Origin of the sequence: Streptomyces sp. NPDC016845, from assembly GCF_044332585.1 — a bacterium.
GTDB lineage: Bacteria > Actinomycetota > Actinomycetes > Streptomycetales > Streptomycetaceae > Streptomyces.
Genome location: NZ_JBIRPI010000006.1, coordinates 153,191 through 168,482, shown reverse-complemented (window position 1 = coordinate 168,482; position 15,292 = coordinate 153,191). Strand labels below are relative to the sequence as shown.

Here is a 15,292-nt window from a genome sequence, read left to right as displayed (position 1 = left end):
GTTGTGGGATACCTGTCATGTCCGGTTCCCGGTGCGATGCGCCGGACCGCTCGGACCAGGCACGGAAAGGACGACAAAGCGCGTAATGGGTCGGTTGAAGAGTGCCTGGGCATGGCTCACACGCGCGTGGTGCTCGTCCGGGCACGAGCGCCAGACGGTTCTCATAGTCGCCAAGAGCGTGCTCGCGGCCACGCTCGCCTGGTGGGTCGCGCACGGCCTCGTGCACGCGACCTCCCCGGCGTTCGCGCCGTTCTCCGCGGTGCTGACCATGTCCGTCACCATCCACCGCTCGGTCTGGCAGACCCTGCGTTACGTGGCCGCCGTCGTCGTCGGTGTGGCGGTGCAGGCGGCGATCGGCTTCAGCGCGGGCCCCGACCTGTTCGCCTTCGTCATCGTCGCCGTCATCGCGCTGACCCTGAGCCAGGCGCGCACGCTGGGGGAGCAGGGGCCCCAGGTCGCCACGGCCGCGTTCTTCGCCTTCTCGGTCTACTCGCAGTCCACCTCGAACACCGACCGGGTCCAGCAGCTGAGCCAGATCGTCCTGCTCGTGCTCATCGGCTGCGGCATCGGCCTGACCGTGAACCTGACCGTCGCGCCCCCGCTGCGCTACCGCAGCGCCGAGCAGGGGCTGCACGTCCTGGCCGCCGAGATGGAGACCCTCCTCGACGACATGGCGGACGGCCTGAGCGGCAGCGACGTGAGCGAGGAGCGCGCCGAGCGGTGGCGGGCGGCCGGTGAACGCGCGCAGACGGCGGTGGGCCAGGCCCGGGCCGGCCTGAGCACGGCGGAGAACAGCCTGCCGTTCAACCCCCGGCGCCTGCTGCCCGCCCACCGCTCCCACCTGTCCTTCACCCGCTACCGCCAGGTCCTGGCCGCCATGGAACGGGCCGTCTACCAGCTGGCGTCGCTGACCCGCAGCCTCGGCCGGTGGCAGGAGACCGAGCAGACGTACACCTTCACACCGGTCCTGAAGGCCTACGGAGAGTTCGCCGCGCGCCTGCGCGATCTCGCGCACGTCATCGCGGAGCTCGATGGCGACAGCCTCACCGCGCAGGCCGAGGAGATGAAGGAGACGGCGGACCAGGCGCAGAAGGCGCTCCAGGAGGTCCTGGACGCGGCCTCGGAGTACGGACTGCCGCTGGCCGACGCGACCCGCCCGTACGGCGTCCTCGTCGTCGAGGCCACCCGGCTGATGGAGGAGTTCCAGCACACCTGCGACGTCCTGCGGGACACCGCCGACGTCTGAGCCCGTCGGAGCCTCGACGTACCGCGGGTCAGTGCGCGGACGTGAGCTCGTACTGGCACTCGCGTTCCTGGTCCCCGGAGACCGATCCCGCGTCGTGGACGGTGTACACCTCCGCGAGCGACGTCCGCACCGTCGTGACGTCGTGCGGGGCGCCCTGCGCGGTCAGGCAGACGGACCCGTCGAGACCGTCCGCGCGCGCCGTCGCCGCCCTGGCCGAACCGGTGGGGGTCACGTCCAGCTCGGCCGTCCAGACCGTGGCCCGGGTGTGCTCCTCGCCCGGCGTCTCCTGGCCGGGGGAGCGGTCGGTGAACTCCGTGGCGAGGTGCGCGAGGACACGGCGGGCGTCGTCGTCCGAGCAGTCGCTGAGGGTCACGGTGACCGGATGGTCGTTGGCGGTCTGGGCGGTCGCGTTCATGCGGGTCTCCTGGATCGGCGGTCTTTCCTCAGCGTGACCCACCGGGGCGCCCCGCGCACCCAGTGACATCCGCGGGCGCGCATCAAGGTCCCCGGTATGGGTACGCGGGACGCCGTTCGTACGGCTCGTATGGCGAGGCGCCGCACAGTGTGAGCCCCTGGTAGGGGGCCGCACCCACGCCGTGGTCCGCTGAGCCCCACCCGCAGGCAACTCATCGCTGGGAGGCGCAGCATGCGCGCTCTGACTTGGCAAGGAAAGCGTGACGTGAGGGTCGAGGAAGTCCCCGACCCCCGCATCGAGAAGCCCGACGACATCATCGTCCAGGTGACGTCCACCGGGATCTGCGGTTCAGATCTGCACCTGTACGAGGTCCTCGGCCCGTACCTGGACCCGGGCGACATCCTCGGGCACGAGCCCATGGGCGTCGTCGCGGAGATCGGCCCCGAGGTCACCGAGCTGGCGGTGGGCGACCGGGTCGTCATCCCGTTCAACGTCTCCTGCAACGACTGCTGGATGTGCGACCAGGGGCTGCAGTCCCAGTGCGAGACGACGCAGGTGAAGTCGATGGGCAGCGGTGCCGCCCTGTTCGGCTACACCAAGCTGTACGGGCAGGTGCCCGGCGGCCAGGCCGAGTTCCTGCGTGTCCCCTTCGGCAACAAGCTGCCCATCAAGGTCCCGCACGGCCCGTCGGACGACCGGTACGTCTACCTCTCCGACGTGCTGCCCACCGCCTGGCAGGCCGTGGCGTACGCCGACATCCCGCAGGGCGGCAGCGTCACCGTCCTCGGCCAGGGCCCCATCGGCGACATGGCGGCCCGCATCGCCCGGCTGCGCGGCGCGGAGCAGGTCATCGGCGTCGACCTGGTCGACACCCGCCTCGAACGGGCGCGGCGCAACGGCTTCACCGCGATCGACGTGCGCGAACACGAGAAGGACCTGGGCGACGCCGTGCGCGACCTGACCGCAGGACGGGGCACGGACGCCGTCATCGACGCCGTCGGCATCGAGGCGCACGGCGCCCCCGTCGCGCAGGCGGCGCAGTGGATCAACGGGCTTCTGCCCGACAAGCTCGCCCGGCCGATGATGGAGAAGGTGGGCATCGACCGCATGGGCGCCCTGCTCGCGGGCATCGACGCCGTGCGCCGCGGCGGCACGCTCTCCATCAGCGGCGTCTACGGCGGCGCGGCCAGCCCCATGCCGCTGCTCACCATGTTCGACAAGCAGATCCAGATCCGCATGGGCCAGGCCAACGTGTGGCGCTGGGTCGAGGACATCCTGCCGCTCCTCACCGACGGGGACCCGCTCGGCGTCGACGGCTTCGCCACCCACCACCTGCCGCTGGCGCAGGGCCCGGAGGCGTACGCGACCTTCCAGGCCAAGGAGGACGGCATGGTCAAGACGCTCCTGACGCCCTGACCGCCCGCCCGCCCGGCGCCGCCGGCCCCGGGTGTACGCGCAGCTGAAAGGGGCACTCCGTCCCGGTAGCGAACGCCTGTCACTCCCTCCGCCCCGACCACTCACGGTGGGTGTTTCCCCGAGTGGTGACCGGGTGCGGCCCGGCGGAGGGCGGAGGGGCAGGTGTTCCTGTCCGAGAACCGGAACAGAGCAGGGTGAGGTGCTGATGACCACACATGCCCGGCCCAGGCAGCCCCGTGCACCACTCGGGACGCCGCGCCTGCTGGCCCCGCGCGGCGTCTACGCCCCGCAGTACGACACCGACCTGCTCCTGCGGGCCCTGCACGAGGAGCGGGTGGACGCGTGGACGGACGTGCTCGACCTGGGCACCGGCACCGGCGCCCTCGCCGTCGCCGCCGCCCGGCTCGGCGCCCGCGTGACCGCGGTCGACCGGTCGTGGCGGGCCGTGTGGACCGCGCGCCTCAACGCCCGCCTCAACCGCGCGCCGGTCACGGTCCGCCACGGCGACCTCGCTTCGGCGTTCCCGCCCGCCTCCTTCGACCTGATCCTCAGCAACCCGCCCTACGTGCCCTCGCCGTCGGCGGCCCTCCCGTCGCGCGGACCCGCCCGTGCCTGGGACGGCGGGCTCGACGGCCGCTCCGTCGTCGACGGCGTCTGCGACGCCGCACCCCGTGCGCTGCGCCCCGGCGGCACCCTCCTGATGGTCCACTCCCAGCTGTGCGACGCCGACGCCAGCCTCATGCGCCTCGCGGGGCACGGCATGAGCGCGGCGGTCATCGACAAGGCACACGTGCCGTTCGGTCCCGTCACCCTCGCACGCCGCTCGTGGCTGTGCGCCCAGGGCCGGCTCGACGACGCCGCGACCCACGAAGAACTGGTGGTGATCCGTGCCGCACTCCTCTGACCGGCCGCACTCCTCCGAACGCCCGCGTCCCTCCGAACGCCCGCGCCGCGTCACCGTCGACCGCGCGGAAGGCCCCCTGCTCATCGAGGGCCCCGTCGAGGTGGTCGACGCCGACGGCACCACCCACGTCTCCCGCCGGTTCCAGGCCGCGATCTGCACCTGCCGCCGCAGCAAGACCTACCCCTGGTGCGACACCAGCCACCGCGGACGCCGCCGCCCGGACGAGGAAGGAACGGCGGACCGCGCCACCACGACGGAGAGGAGCGAGCGGTGAGCGCAGTGAGCACGCTGCCGGAGTCCCGGCGCACACAGCCCGAACTCCCGTCCCCGATCGGCCAGTTGTCCGGCGCCGTCGTCACCGCGCTGCGCGAGGGCGAGCTGCCGTCCGGCCCCCTCGCCGCCGCACAGGAGAGCGCCCGGGGCGCGGACCCGTACGGCCTCGACCTCCAGCTGGCGCTGTACGTGCTCTACGAACTGCACTACCAGGGCTTCGACGGCGTCGACGCGGACCAGGAGTGGGAGCCGCGCCTGCTCGACCTGCGCCGCACCCTGGAGCGCCGCTTCCTGGACGCGCTGCGCATCGACGCCGCGCCCGAGGCCGACGCGGAGCGGACGCTCGCCGCGCTCCAGATCGAGCCCGCGGGCTTCGACGACAACAGCGTCAGCCACCATCTGCGGCGCGACGGCGAGCTGTGGCAGTTCCGCGAGTACGCCGCCCTGCGCTCGCTCTACCACCTCAAGGAGGCGGACCCGCACGCCTGGGTCATACCCCGGCTGCACGGCCGGGCGAAGGCGGCCATGGTGGCGGTCGAGTACGACGAGTTCGGCGCGGGCCGCGCCGACGAGATCCACGCCGGCCTCTTCGCCGCCCTGATGGCCGACCTCGGCCTGGACCCGACGTACGGGCGCTACCTCGACGCGGCCCCGGCGCAGGCGCTCGCCACCGTCAACCTCATGTCCCTCCTCGGCCTGCACCGCGGCCTGCGCGGCGCCCTGGTCGGCCACTTCGCCACCGTCGAGATCACCTCCTCGCCCGGCTCGCGCCGCCTCGCGGAGGCGCTGCGCCGCATGGGCGCGGGCCCGGCCGCCCAGCGGTTCTACGACGAGCACGTCGAGGCGGACGCCGTGCACGAGCAGATCGTGCGGCGCGAGGTGGTCGGCGGGCTGCTGAGCGCCGAGCCCGGCCTCGACGCCGACGTGGCCTTCGGCGTCACCGCCACCGGCTTCCTGGAGGACCGTCTGGGCGCCCGTCTGCTGGCGCAGTGGCGCCAGGAGGAGAGCGCGCTGCGTATCCCGCTGCCGTCACCCGTGGATTCGTCGGCCCCGCCGGCCCCGCTGGCCCCGCTGGGACAAAACGGGTGAAAATCGGGAGGAATGACCGGAGCCGTAGCGAGCACTCCCTATAGAGACCGCACAGAGAAATAGAGACCCGCACAGAGAGAACAGAGAGAAAGGCGCACCATCATGGCTGACATCCAGCTGAACGGCCGTCGTGTCCTCGCACTCGTCACCAACTACGGCGTCGAGCAGGACGAGCTGGTGGTCCCGGTCAAGAAACTGAAGGAGCAGGGCGCGGACGTCACGATCGCGGCCCAGTCCCCGGACGCCGTACAGACGCTCGTCGGCGACAAGGACCCGGGCCAGCACGTGGACCCGGACACCACCATCGAGGCGGTCGACGCGGACGGGTACGACCTGCTCCTCCTCCCCGGCGGCACGCTCAACGCCGACACGCTGCGGCTCGACGAGAAGGCGGTCGCCACGGCCAAGGCATTCGCCGCCTCCGGGCGCCCGGTCGCCGCGATCTGCCACGGCCCCTGGCTCGTGGTGGAGGCGGGCATCCTCGACGGCAAGACGCTGACCTCCTACCCCTCCCTGCGGACCGACATCCGCAACGCGGGTGCCAAGGCATGGGTGGACGAGTCCGTCGTGCGGTGCACCGCGTCCGGCTACACGCTGATCACGTCGCGCACGCCGAAGGACCTCGACGACTTCGTGGGCGCGATCGGCGAGGCCCTCAAGGCCGCCTGAACACACACCACCGGCTACGACCCGGAAGGAGCCCCATGAGCGCACGCGCGGCCGTCTTCGACGTGGACGGCACCCTCGCCGACACCACCCCGCTGCACACCGTGTGCTGGTGGGAGGCGCTCCGGCAGGCCGGCCACCAGGTGCCGATGGTCTCGGTGCTCGGCGCCATCGGCCTCGGCTCCTCCGACCTCCTCGACCACCTGCTCGGCAAGGACCGCGACCGCGACGAGGACGCCTCGCTCAGCGCCGCGCACAAGACGCTGTACGCCACCTGGTTCGAGCGCCTCGCCCCCGTCCAGGGCGCCGCCGACCTGCTGCGACGGCTGCACGCCGACGGCTGGTCGGTGGTCCTCGCCACCTCGGCCGAGGGCTCCGAGCTGGAGGCGCTGCGCGCGGCGATCGACGCGGACGACGCGATCGACGCGACCGCCAGCTCCGACGACGTGGAGGAGGGCAAGCCCGCCCCCGAACCGGTGGAGCACGCCCTCGACCTGGTCGGCGCGAAAGCGCGGGACAGCGTCTTCGTCGGCGACTCCGTCTGGGACATGCGGGCGGCACGGCGCGCGGGCGTCGTCCCCCTCGGCGTCCTCAGTGGCGGGGTGAGCCGCGCCGAACTGGAGAAGGCCGGAGCGGAGGCGGTCTACGCGGACACCGCGGAACTCCTGCGCGAGCTGAACGACAGCGCCTTCGGCCGAGCCTGAGAGCCGGCCTGCGCGGAAGCGCGTAGGACAAGAGGCGCGAGCGGCAGTCCCGGGCCCGGCACCACGCCGGCCCCGGGACTTTCTCGTGCGCGCCGATGCCATGCCCTGTTTGCCCCGGGTTCAGTGGGACACCCGGCCACTTCGAGAGCAGTACGAACGTGGCACAACGAGGCAGGAGGGACGCCATGGTGGACCGCTCCGCTGTGGAGCAGTCGGTACGGGAGGCTGCCGAGGGTGATCCGGCCTGTCTGCCCCGGCGTCTGTGCGAGGCCATAAAAGAGAGCGTGTCGATGGAGGCCGGCACGCTGTCACTGTTCACGGACACCCCGCACCGTCAGCTGCTCTGCGCGACCAGCGACGCGGCGCTGCGTCTGGAGAAGCTCCAGTTCGGCGTGGGGGAGGGGCCGTGCGTCACGGCCGCGCGGACGGGCGACAAGGTCGTGGTCGGCGATCTGCACAAGGAGATGACGGGCTGGCCCGTGTTCGGCTCCTGCGCCCAGGAACAGCTCCGCGACGTGGGCGCCATCTACGCGTTCCCGCTGCGGCTCGACGCCCGCCGCACCCTGGGCGCGGTCGACGTGCTGTGCCGCGACCCGCTCGACCCGGACCCGGACGTCGTGCAGGCCGGGGTCATCGCCGCGCGCGCCGCGAGCCAGGCCCTCGTCCACTCCTACCAGGAGACCGTGGACCAGGGCGGCCTGCCGATGTGGGAGCCCGAGGACATCATGGACTCGTACTGGGGCCCCACCCACGCCGCCGTCGGCGTCCTCGTCGTCCAGCTCGACATCAGCGCCGAGGAGGCGCTGACCCGCATGCGCGCCCGCGCCTTCGGCACCGGCCGCTCCCTGCCGGACATCGCGGAGGACATCCTCGAGAACCCCGACTTCCTGCCGACGTAGGGCTCAATCAGGACGTTTGTCCTGTTTTTCGCCTGGGCCTCCGGGTACCCCGACCCGTGTGAAAGGAGACGGAACACCGCGTTCCGTCGTACACCCTCAGCAGTCGTTCTGGAGATGTCTCATGTCGGACCAGCGGAAGAGCTCGTTCGCGACCGTCAACCCCTACAACGGGGAGACCCTCGCGGAGTTTCCGGCCATCGAGGGGGCCCAGGTCGATGCCGCGCTGGAGACAGCGGGGCACGCCTTCGACGCCTGGCGCGAGCGGCCGATCGACGACCGTGCCGCCGTCGTCGGACGCGCGGCCGAACTGATGAAGGAGCGCAAGGAAGAGCTGGCGCGGACCATCACCACCGAGATGGGCAAGCTCATCTCGGAGGCGCGCGGCGAGGTGGACCTCGCCGCCTCGATCCTGGAGTACTACGCGCAGCACGGCCCCGGCTTCGCGGCCCCCGAACCCCTCGACGTGCGGGACGGCGAGGCGTACCTGGTCAGCGAGCCGCTCGGCGCCCTGCTCGGCGTCATGCCGTGGAACTTCCCGCTCTACCAGGTGGTCCGCTTCGCGGGGCCCAACCTGGTGCTCGGCAACACCGTCCTCGTCAAGCACGCCGGTATCTGCGCGCAGTCCGCGCTCGCCCTGGAGTCGCTGTTCCGCGACGCCGGAGCCCCCGAGGGCGTCTACACGAACCTGTTCGTGAGCCACGAGGAGATCGAGCGCATCATCGACAGCCCCGTGGTGCGCGGCGCCTCCCTGACCGGCAGCGAGCGGGCCGGTGCCCAGGTCGCCGAGCGCGCGGGGCGCAACATGAAGCCCAGCCTCCTGGAGCTCGGCGGCAGCGACGTCTTCATCGTCCTCGACGGCGAGAACCTGGAGCGCACCGTCGGCGCCGCCGTGGCGGGCCGGATGGCGAACACCGGCCAGAGCTGCGTCGCCTCCAAGCGGTTCATCGTCCTCGACGAGGTCTACGACGACTTCGTCGAAGGGCTGCGCCGCAAGTTCGAGGAGCTGCGCCCCGGCGACCCGGCGGACGAGTCGACCACCCTCGGCCCGCTCTCCTCGGAGAAGGCCGCCGCCGACCTGGCCGACCAGATCCGCGAGACGGTGGAGCAGGGCGCGGAGCTGGTCACCGGCGGCCATCGCATCGACCGGCCCGGCGCCTTCGTCGAGCCGACGGTCCTCACCGGCGTCAAGCCGGGCATGCGCGCCTACAGCGAGGAGCTGTTCGGCCCGGCCGCGGTGGTCTACCGCGTCGCCGACGAGGACGAGGCCGTCGCGCTCGCCAATGACAGCCAGTACGGCCTCGGTGGCTCCGTGTTCTGCGCCGACGTGGAGCGCGGGCGCCGGGTGGCCGAGCGCGTGGAGACCGGCATGATCTGGGTCAACCACCCGACCTCCACCCAGCCCGACCTGCCGTTCGGCGGCGTCAAGCGCTCGGGCTACGGCCGTGAGCTGTCGAAGCTCGGCATGCAGGAGTTCGTCAACCGCAAGCTGGTGCGCGTCCTGCCGCCGGACGCGAAGCTGAGCGGCATCGCGGGCTGAGGCGCGGCGGCCGAGGCAGCACGGGGCCGGAGCCCGGCCCCGTCCCCGTACGCCGCTCCCGCTCCCACACCCGTTTCCACATACACGCGTCAGGAGAATGACTGTGACCGCAGTTCCCACCATCATGCTCAACAACGGCGTCAAGATCCCCCAGCTCGGCTTCGGCACCTTCCAGATCCCGCCGGAGGACACCCGGGAGACGACGCTGGCGGCGCTCGAGGCCGGCTACCGCCACATCGACACGGCGGAGATGTACGGCAACGAGAAGGGCGTCGGCGAGGCCGTCCGCGACTCCGGGATCGACCGCTCCGAGATCTTCGTGACCAGCAAGCTGAACAACGGCGCCCACGCCCGCGACGACGCCCTCAAGGCGTTCGACACCACCATGGACGAGCTGAACATCGGCCACCTGGACCTTTTCCTCATCCACTGGCCGCTGCCCGGCAAGGGCGACTTCGTCGAGACGTGGAAGGCGATGGAGGAGATCTACCGCTCCGGCCGCGCCAAGGCCATCGGCGTCTCCAATTTCCAGCCCCACCACCTGCGCCGCCTCCTGGAGGGCAGTGACGTGGTGCCGGCGGTCAACCAGATCGAGGTCCATCCCTACCTCACCAATGAGGAGGCCAGGGCGTTCGGCGCCGAGCACGACATCGCCACCGAGGCCTGGTCGCCCATCGCGCAGGGCAAGGTTCTCGACGACCCCGCGATCAACCGCATCGCGCAGGCGGCCGGCAAGACGCCCGCACAGGTGACGCTGCGCTGGCACCTCCAGCGCGGGGACATCGTGTTCCCGAAGTCCTCCACCCACAAGCGGATCGCGGAGAACTTCGACCTCTTCGACTTCGATCTGAGCGAGGGCGACATGGGCGAGATCTCCGCCCTCAACCGCGACGAGCGCACGGGCCCCGACCCGGACACGTTCAACGGCTGAGAACAGCCCCCAGAGAAAGGCCCGGTCCCCTGGACCGGGCCTTTTTCGTGCCTGTTTTCCGTGACCCCACCCATAGGAGCCAGATCACATGCGAAGAAGGGTAGTAGTGCGGCATACGCCCGATTCGCGCCTCCTGAGCCCTTATAGGCGTCAGAACCGGACTTTTCTGCGTAATGGAGTAGTACGTCACACTCTTGCATCTCTTTCCGGGCGTCCCTAAACCTGGTGAACGTTCCGGTCGCCGAGACCGCGCCGGGCTCCTCACCACGTACCGCTCGCATTGGAGAGTCACCCCGCATGTCGATCGCCCTGACGCAGACCAGCACCGACCGCACCGACCGCACCGACAGCGCCATGCGCCTGCGCAAGATCTCGTTCTCCGGCATAGCCGCCGCCGGTGCCGTCGCCGCCGCCCTCACGCTGGTCCCCTCGACCGCGAACGCCTCCGCCCCGGCCGCCGCGGCAAGCGCCAAGACGTCGCAGGCCCCGGCCCAGGCCGCCGCGAAGCCCGCCGCCAAGGCCGCCGCCAAGCCCGCGGCCGCCAAGACCTACGCGAACAACCTCGACGGCTGGATCCGCCAGTCCCTCGACATCATGAAGTCCAAGGGCATCCCCGGCTCCTACGAGGGGCTGCACCGCAACATCATGCGCGAGTCCTCCGGCAACCCGAACGCCGTGAACAACTGGGACATCAACGCCCGCAACGGCATCCCCTCCAAGGGTCTGCTCCAGGTCATCCAGCCCACCTTCGACCGCTTCCACGTCGCGGGCACCAAGGACAGCCTGACCGACCCGGTCGCCAACATCACCGCGGCCGCCAACTACGCCGCCCACCGCTACGGCTCCATCGACAATGTGAACTCGGCTTACTGAGCAGCAAACCGACGAAACCGGGTACACGGGCCCGACGACGAAGGGGAGCGCATGCCGCAGCACGACAGAACGAGGCGGAAGAAGGCCCTGCGCTGGACCGCCTGGGGCGCCCTGGGCCTGGTCCTGGCCGGAGCGGGCGGCACCGCGTACGCCTGGCAGCACCTCAACGGCAACATCAAGGGCACGGACGTGGACGCCGTCCTCGGCGAGGACCGGCCCGGCGCCCAGCACGACGGGGCGATGAACATCCTCCTGCTCGGCTCCGACTCCCGGGCGGGAACCAACGGCGAGTACGGCCGCGGCGTCGCCGGGGCCCGCGCCGACACGGCGATGGTGCTGCACGTCGACAAGACCCACAAGAAGGCGTCGGTCGTCAGCATCCCCCGCGACACGATGGTCGAACGGCCGCGGTGCGCGACCGAGGGCGGCTCCACCACGCCCGCCGCGCACGAGGCCATGTTCAACTCGTCCTACGAGGCCGGCGGCCCCGCCTGCACCGTGAAGACGGTCGAGAAGATGTCCGGCATCCGCATGGACCACTACCTCGAGGTCGACTTCAAGGGCTTCCAGAAACTCGTCGACGAACTCGGCGGCGTCGACATCACCACCCGTAAGGCCATCGACGACCCGAGTAGCGGCCTCGACCTGAGCGCCGGCCATCACACCCTCAAGGGCAAGCAGGCGCTGCAGCTCGTCCGCACCCGCCACGGCGTGGCCGACGGCAGTGATCTCGGCCGCATCCAGCTTCAGCAGGCCTTCATCAAGGCGCTGATCCACCGCGCGAACACCGTCGACCCGCTGAGCCACCCTGCCAAGGCCTACGACCTCGCCGACACCGCCACCAAGACGATCAGCGCCGACTCCGGCCTGGCCTCCACCGACAAACTTCTCGGTCTGGGCAAGGACCTGAAGGGCATAAGCCCTGAACATACGGACATGGTCACGTTGCCGGTCACCTTCGACGCGCAGGACTCGGGCCGGGTGCTGCCGCTCGACAAGGAGTCGCGGAAGGTGTGGAGCGCGCTGCGCCACGACCGGCCGATACCGGAGTCGGCGACGAAGGGCTCGGTCGCCGACAGGACCGACTCGCCGGTGTCGGCGAACTCCTGAGGCCCGGTCCGTTCACCGGAACGGACCCTTAACTTGCCCATTCAACTCAACTATGGGGACGGTACGGATGCGCAGTGTCGGGGTCGAAGAGGAGCTGCTGCTCGTCGACGGCGAGAGCGGTGAGGCGCGCGCCCTGTCGCACGCGGTCCTGGCGCGGGCCGCACGCGACGGGCAGGGCGACAGCGAGGCGTTCGAGGCCGAACTCCACCGCCAGCAACTGGAGTTCGCCACCAGTCCGCACGAGAAGATGCCCGACCTCGCCCAGGAGATCGTCCGCTGGCGCGAGCAGGCCGCCCGGCACGCGGAGACCCTCGGCGCCACCATCGCCGCCCTCGCCACCTCACCGCTGCCGGTCAGCCCGACCGTCGGCAGCGGCGAGCGTTACCAGTGGCTGGAGGACCAGTTCGGCCTCACCACCCAGGAACAGCTCACCTGCGGCTGCCACGTCCATGTCCACGTGGAGTCCGACGAGGAGGGCGTGGCGGTGCTCAACCGCATCAGGCCCTGGCTGTCCGTCCTGGTCGCCCTGAGCGCCAACTCCCCGTTCTGGCAGGGCAAGGACTCCCGCTACAGCAGCTACCGCAGCCGGGTATGGGGCCGCTGGCCGTCCGCGGGGCCCGTCGAGATCTTCGACGACGCCGCCGCGTACCACCGGCAGGTCGACGCCATGGTCGCCACCGGCGCCCTGCTCGACGACGGCATGATCTACTTCGACGCCCGGCTCTCCGCCAACCACCCGACCGTCGAGGTACGGGTGGCCGACGTCTGCCTGGAACCCTCCATGACGGTGCTGCACGCCATGCTCGTACGCGGCCTCGTCGAGACGGCGGCCCGCGAGTGGCGGGCCGGTGAGCCGCCGGCCGCGCACCCGGTGACCCTGCTCCGCCTCGCCAACTGGCGCGCGAGCCGCTCCGGCCTCGACGACCGGCTCGTCAGCCCCGTCGACATGCGCCCCGTACCGGCGCTCGACGCGGTGGAGTCGCTGTTCGAGCACGTCAGGCCCGCCCTGGAGGAGGCCGGTGACTACGACGAGGCGCGCTCCCGCCTCGACCGGGTCCTGCGCGACGGTAACGGCGCACGCATCCAGCGCGAGGTCTTCGCCCGCACGGGCAGCCTGCGGGACGTGGTCGAAGAGTGCGTACGGCGCACGAGCCACCCGGCGTGAGGAGCGGCGCCCGGGCGATCCCGGCGACCGCCTGACCGTTCCCGGCCCTCCATTTGCAGCAGCACCGTCGCGACGAACGCCCGCCGCGGCCGTCCGTGCCACTGCCCGTCCTCGACCTGTGCGGCGGCCCCCGGCACCGCCCTCCGCCGCCCCCGCCGGTTGCCCGCCCCGCGGACCGGAGTGAGGATGTCCGCAAGCCACGGCACCGGAGCCGGCACCGCTTCGCCGGGCCCGACAAGGCGGGCCCGCACCTTCATCCGCGCCGACGAAGTGCACGGCCGAGGCCCTGACCTGCATGAAAGGACGATCAGTGGGCAAGCGGGTCGCCTGAGGGCGATTGCCCTCCTGCTCGGACGATGATGCGTCTCCTCGACAGGGAGGCGCGTCGTCGTTCGAGGAGAGTCGACGGTGCGGGCCGGGTGAACCGGCCGCACTCCCCGTCCGGCGGGTGGCCGGAGGAAGGACTACCGTCCGTGAGCGCAGAGACGACGCAGGCGGCGAGCGAGAGCGAGCCGGAGTGGGATCCGGAGGCGGTACGCCGCCACCGCGGTCTCTTCCGGGTCATCGAACGGCGGCGCAACCCCAAGCTGCGGCAGAGTGACATCACCGTCACCGAGGAGCCGACGGTACGGCGCGCGGTGAAGGCCGCGATGCTCGGCAACGCCATGGAGTGGTTCGACTTCGGTATCTACTCGTACATGGCCGTCACCCTCGGCAAGGTGTTCTTCCCGTCCGGGAATCCGACGGCGCAGACCCTCGCCTCCTTCGGCGCCTTCGCCGCGGCCTTCCTGCTGCGGCCCATCGGCGGGTTCGTGTTCGGCCCGCTCGGCGACCGCATCGGCCGCAAGAAGGTGCTCTCCCTCACCATGATCATGATGGCGCTCGGCACGTTCGGCATCGGTCTGGTGCCTTCGTACGCCGCCATCGGCATCTGGGCCCCGGTGCTGCTCCTGCTCTTCCGCGTGATCCAGGGCTTCTCGACCGGCGGTGAGTACGGCGGCGCCGCCACCTTCATCGCCGAGTACGCGCCCGACAAGAAGCGCGGCTTCTTCGGCAGCTACCTGGAGTTCGGCACGCTCGCCGGATACGTGGGCGCGGCCGGCCTCGTCACCGTCCTCACCACGTTCCTGGACGACTCGGCCATGACCTCCTGGGGCTGGCGCGTGCCGTTCCTCGTCGCCGGGCCGCTCGGCCTGATCGGCCTGTACATGCGGCTCAAGCTGGAGGACACCCCGGCCTACCAGGAGCTCGAACGCGAGCAGGAGATGGGCGCCGACCGTCCGAAGTTCCGCTTCGGCCCGTTCTTCCGCGAGCACTGGCGCGCGCTGATGCTCTGCATGATCCTCGTCGCCGCCTACGACATCGCCGACTACGGCCTGCTCTCGTACATGCCGACCTACCTGACCGACGAGCTGAACTACGGCTCCACCGCCGGGCTCGTCGCCCTGGTCATCGTCATGGTCGTGCTGATGTGCCTGGTGCACCCGCTCGGCACCCTCTCCGACCGGGTCGGACGCAAGCCCATCCTGCTCGCGGGCATGGCCGGTTTCGTCGTCCTGACCGTCCCGGCGTTCCTGCTGCTGCGCAGCGGCGGCCACGTCGCGATCTACGCGGGACTGCTGCTGCTCGGACTGTGCCTGCTGACGTTCCTGGCGACGATGTCGGCGGTCCTCCCGGCGCTCTTCCCCACGGAGGTGCGCTACTCGGCGCTCGCGATCTCCTTCAACGTCGCCGGCTCGCTCTTCGGCGGCACCACACCGCTGGTCATGGAGGGCCTGACCAGCGCCACCGGCAACAACCTGATGCCGGCGTTCTACATCATGCTCGCGGCCGTGGTCGGCGCGGTGGCCGTCCTGTTCATCAAGGAGACCGCCCGCCAGCCCCTGGAGGGCTCCCCGCCCTCGGTGGGCACCAAGGAGGAGGCGGCCGCCCTGGTCGCCGCCCAGTACACCCGCGGCCCGCTCTCCCAGCTCCCGGCGGAGACGCCGGGGGTCACGCAGGCGGGGTCCACGGCCCAGCGCGCGCAGCGCGAGGAGACGCCGGAGACCACAGCGGCGTGAACCG

15 protein-coding genes are annotated in these 15,292 nt (G+C 71.2%); 14 read left to right on the top strand and 1 reads right to left on the bottom strand.

The window, feature by feature from the left end:
* Positions 1–85 precede the first annotated feature (85 nt).
* Entirely contained in the window at positions 86–1,246 is a 1,161-nt protein-coding gene (locus ACH4RC_RS18805) for an aromatic acid exporter family protein (RefSeq protein ID WP_398201969.1), read from the top strand.
* A gap of 28 nt (positions 1,247–1,274) precedes the next feature.
* Here ACH4RC_RS18805 and ACH4RC_RS18800 read toward each other — a convergent pair whose 3' ends face one another.
* Complete coding sequence (locus tag ACH4RC_RS18800; protein ID WP_398201967.1) at positions 1,275–1,661, bottom strand: hypothetical protein; 387 nt, start codon at positions 1,659–1,661, stop codon at positions 1,275–1,277.
* A 231-nt stretch (positions 1,662–1,892) separates the two neighbouring features.
* Between ACH4RC_RS18800 and ACH4RC_RS18795 the strand changes: the two genes are divergently transcribed.
* The 13 genes from ACH4RC_RS18795 (at position 1,893) to ACH4RC_RS18735 (ending at position 15,288) form a co-directional block, all read left to right on the top strand.
* Positions 1,893–3,077, top strand: a complete 1,185-nt coding sequence (locus tag ACH4RC_RS18795; protein ID WP_398201964.1) for an alcohol dehydrogenase catalytic domain-containing protein — start codon at positions 1,893–1,895, stop codon at positions 3,075–3,077.
* A gap of 205 nt (positions 3,078–3,282) precedes the next feature.
* Positions 3,283–3,981: a HemK2/MTQ2 family protein methyltransferase gene (locus ACH4RC_RS18790; RefSeq protein ID WP_398201962.1), complete on the top strand. Its 699-nt coding sequence runs from the start codon at positions 3,283–3,285 to the stop codon at positions 3,979–3,981.
* Positions 3,965–4,255 carry a CDGSH iron-sulfur domain-containing protein gene (locus tag ACH4RC_RS18785; RefSeq protein ID WP_398201959.1) on the top strand — a complete coding sequence of 97 codons (291 nt, stop codon included), beginning with the start codon at positions 3,965–3,967 and terminating at the stop codon, positions 4,253–4,255. The genes ACH4RC_RS18790 and ACH4RC_RS18785 overlap by 17 nt, the downstream gene beginning before the upstream one ends.
* Positions 4,256–4,260: 5 nt before the next feature.
* Positions 4,261–5,343 carry an iron-containing redox enzyme family protein gene (locus tag ACH4RC_RS18780; RefSeq protein WP_398202317.1) on the top strand — a complete coding sequence of 361 codons (1,083 nt, stop codon included), beginning with the start codon at positions 4,261–4,263 and terminating at the stop codon, positions 5,341–5,343.
* A gap of 102 nt (positions 5,344–5,445) precedes the next feature.
* Positions 5,446–6,012 carry a type 1 glutamine amidotransferase domain-containing protein gene (locus tag ACH4RC_RS18775; RefSeq protein WP_398201957.1) on the top strand — a complete coding sequence of 189 codons (567 nt, stop codon included), beginning with the start codon at positions 5,446–5,448 and terminating at the stop codon, positions 6,010–6,012.
* 35 nt (positions 6,013–6,047) lie between these two features.
* The gene (locus tag ACH4RC_RS18770) at positions 6,048–6,713 is read left to right on the top strand and encodes an HAD family hydrolase (protein ID WP_398201954.1); all 666 of its coding nucleotides are present in this window, start codon (positions 6,048–6,050) and stop codon (positions 6,711–6,713) included.
* 185 nt (positions 6,714–6,898) lie between these two features.
* Positions 6,899–7,612, top strand: a complete 714-nt coding sequence (locus ACH4RC_RS18765; RefSeq protein ID WP_398201952.1) for a GAF and ANTAR domain-containing protein — start codon at positions 6,899–6,901, stop codon at positions 7,610–7,612.
* Positions 7,613–7,733: 121 nt separating this feature from the next.
* Positions 7,734–9,149 carry an NAD-dependent succinate-semialdehyde dehydrogenase gene (locus tag ACH4RC_RS18760; protein ID WP_398201949.1) on the top strand — a complete coding sequence of 472 codons (1,416 nt, stop codon included), beginning with the start codon at positions 7,734–7,736 and terminating at the stop codon, positions 9,147–9,149.
* 103 nt (positions 9,150–9,252) lie between these two features.
* Complete coding sequence (locus ACH4RC_RS18755) at positions 9,253–10,080, top strand: aldo/keto reductase (RefSeq protein ID WP_398201946.1); 828 nt, start codon at positions 9,253–9,255, stop codon at positions 10,078–10,080.
* A 297-nt stretch (positions 10,081–10,377) separates the two neighbouring features.
* Positions 10,378–10,953 carry a transglycosylase SLT domain-containing protein gene (locus tag ACH4RC_RS18750; RefSeq protein WP_398201943.1) on the top strand — a complete coding sequence of 192 codons (576 nt, stop codon included), beginning with the start codon at positions 10,378–10,380 and terminating at the stop codon, positions 10,951–10,953.
* 51 nt (positions 10,954–11,004) lie between these two features.
* Complete coding sequence (locus ACH4RC_RS18745; protein ID WP_398201940.1) at positions 11,005–12,063, top strand: LCP family protein; 1,059 nt, start codon at positions 11,005–11,007, stop codon at positions 12,061–12,063.
* Between the two features lie 67 nt (positions 12,064–12,130).
* A complete protein-coding gene (locus ACH4RC_RS18740) occupies positions 12,131–13,228 on the top strand; it encodes a glutamate--cysteine ligase (RefSeq protein WP_398201937.1) in 1,098 nt (365 codons plus the stop codon).
* Between the two features lie 473 nt (positions 13,229–13,701).
* The gene (locus tag ACH4RC_RS18735; protein WP_398201934.1) at positions 13,702–15,288 is read left to right on the top strand and encodes an MFS transporter; all 1,587 of its coding nucleotides are present in this window, start codon (positions 13,702–13,704) and stop codon (positions 15,286–15,288) included.
* Positions 15,289–15,292 lie beyond the last annotated feature (4 nt).

What these genes read in the sequence shown, in the direction of transcription:
- ACH4RC_RS18805 (WP_398201969.1), top strand. Translation starts at nt 86, where the DNA reads ATGGGTCGGTTGAAGAGTGCCTGGGCATGGCTCACACGCGCGTGGTGC.
- ACH4RC_RS18800 (WP_398201967.1), bottom strand. Translation starts at nt 1,661, where the DNA reads ATGAACGCGACCGCCCAGACCGCCAACGACCATCCGGTCACCGTGACC.
- ACH4RC_RS18795 (WP_398201964.1), top strand. Translation starts at nt 1,893, where the DNA reads ATGCGCGCTCTGACTTGGCAAGGAAAGCGTGACGTGAGGGTCGAGGAA.
- ACH4RC_RS18790 (WP_398201962.1), top strand. Translation starts at nt 3,283, where the DNA reads ATGACCACACATGCCCGGCCCAGGCAGCCCCGTGCACCACTCGGGACG.
- ACH4RC_RS18775 (WP_398201957.1), top strand. Translation starts at nt 5,446, where the DNA reads ATGGCTGACATCCAGCTGAACGGCCGTCGTGTCCTCGCACTCGTCACC.
- ACH4RC_RS18770 (WP_398201954.1), top strand. Translation starts at nt 6,048, where the DNA reads ATGAGCGCACGCGCGGCCGTCTTCGACGTGGACGGCACCCTCGCCGAC.
- ACH4RC_RS18765 (WP_398201952.1), top strand. Translation starts at nt 6,899, where the DNA reads ATGGTGGACCGCTCCGCTGTGGAGCAGTCGGTACGGGAGGCTGCCGAG.
- ACH4RC_RS18760 (WP_398201949.1), top strand. Translation starts at nt 7,734, where the DNA reads ATGTCGGACCAGCGGAAGAGCTCGTTCGCGACCGTCAACCCCTACAAC.
- ACH4RC_RS18750 (WP_398201943.1), top strand. Translation starts at nt 10,378, where the DNA reads ATGTCGATCGCCCTGACGCAGACCAGCACCGACCGCACCGACCGCACC.
- ACH4RC_RS18745 (WP_398201940.1), top strand. Translation starts at nt 11,005, where the DNA reads ATGCCGCAGCACGACAGAACGAGGCGGAAGAAGGCCCTGCGCTGGACC.
- ACH4RC_RS18740 (WP_398201937.1), top strand. Translation starts at nt 12,131, where the DNA reads ATGCGCAGTGTCGGGGTCGAAGAGGAGCTGCTGCTCGTCGACGGCGAG.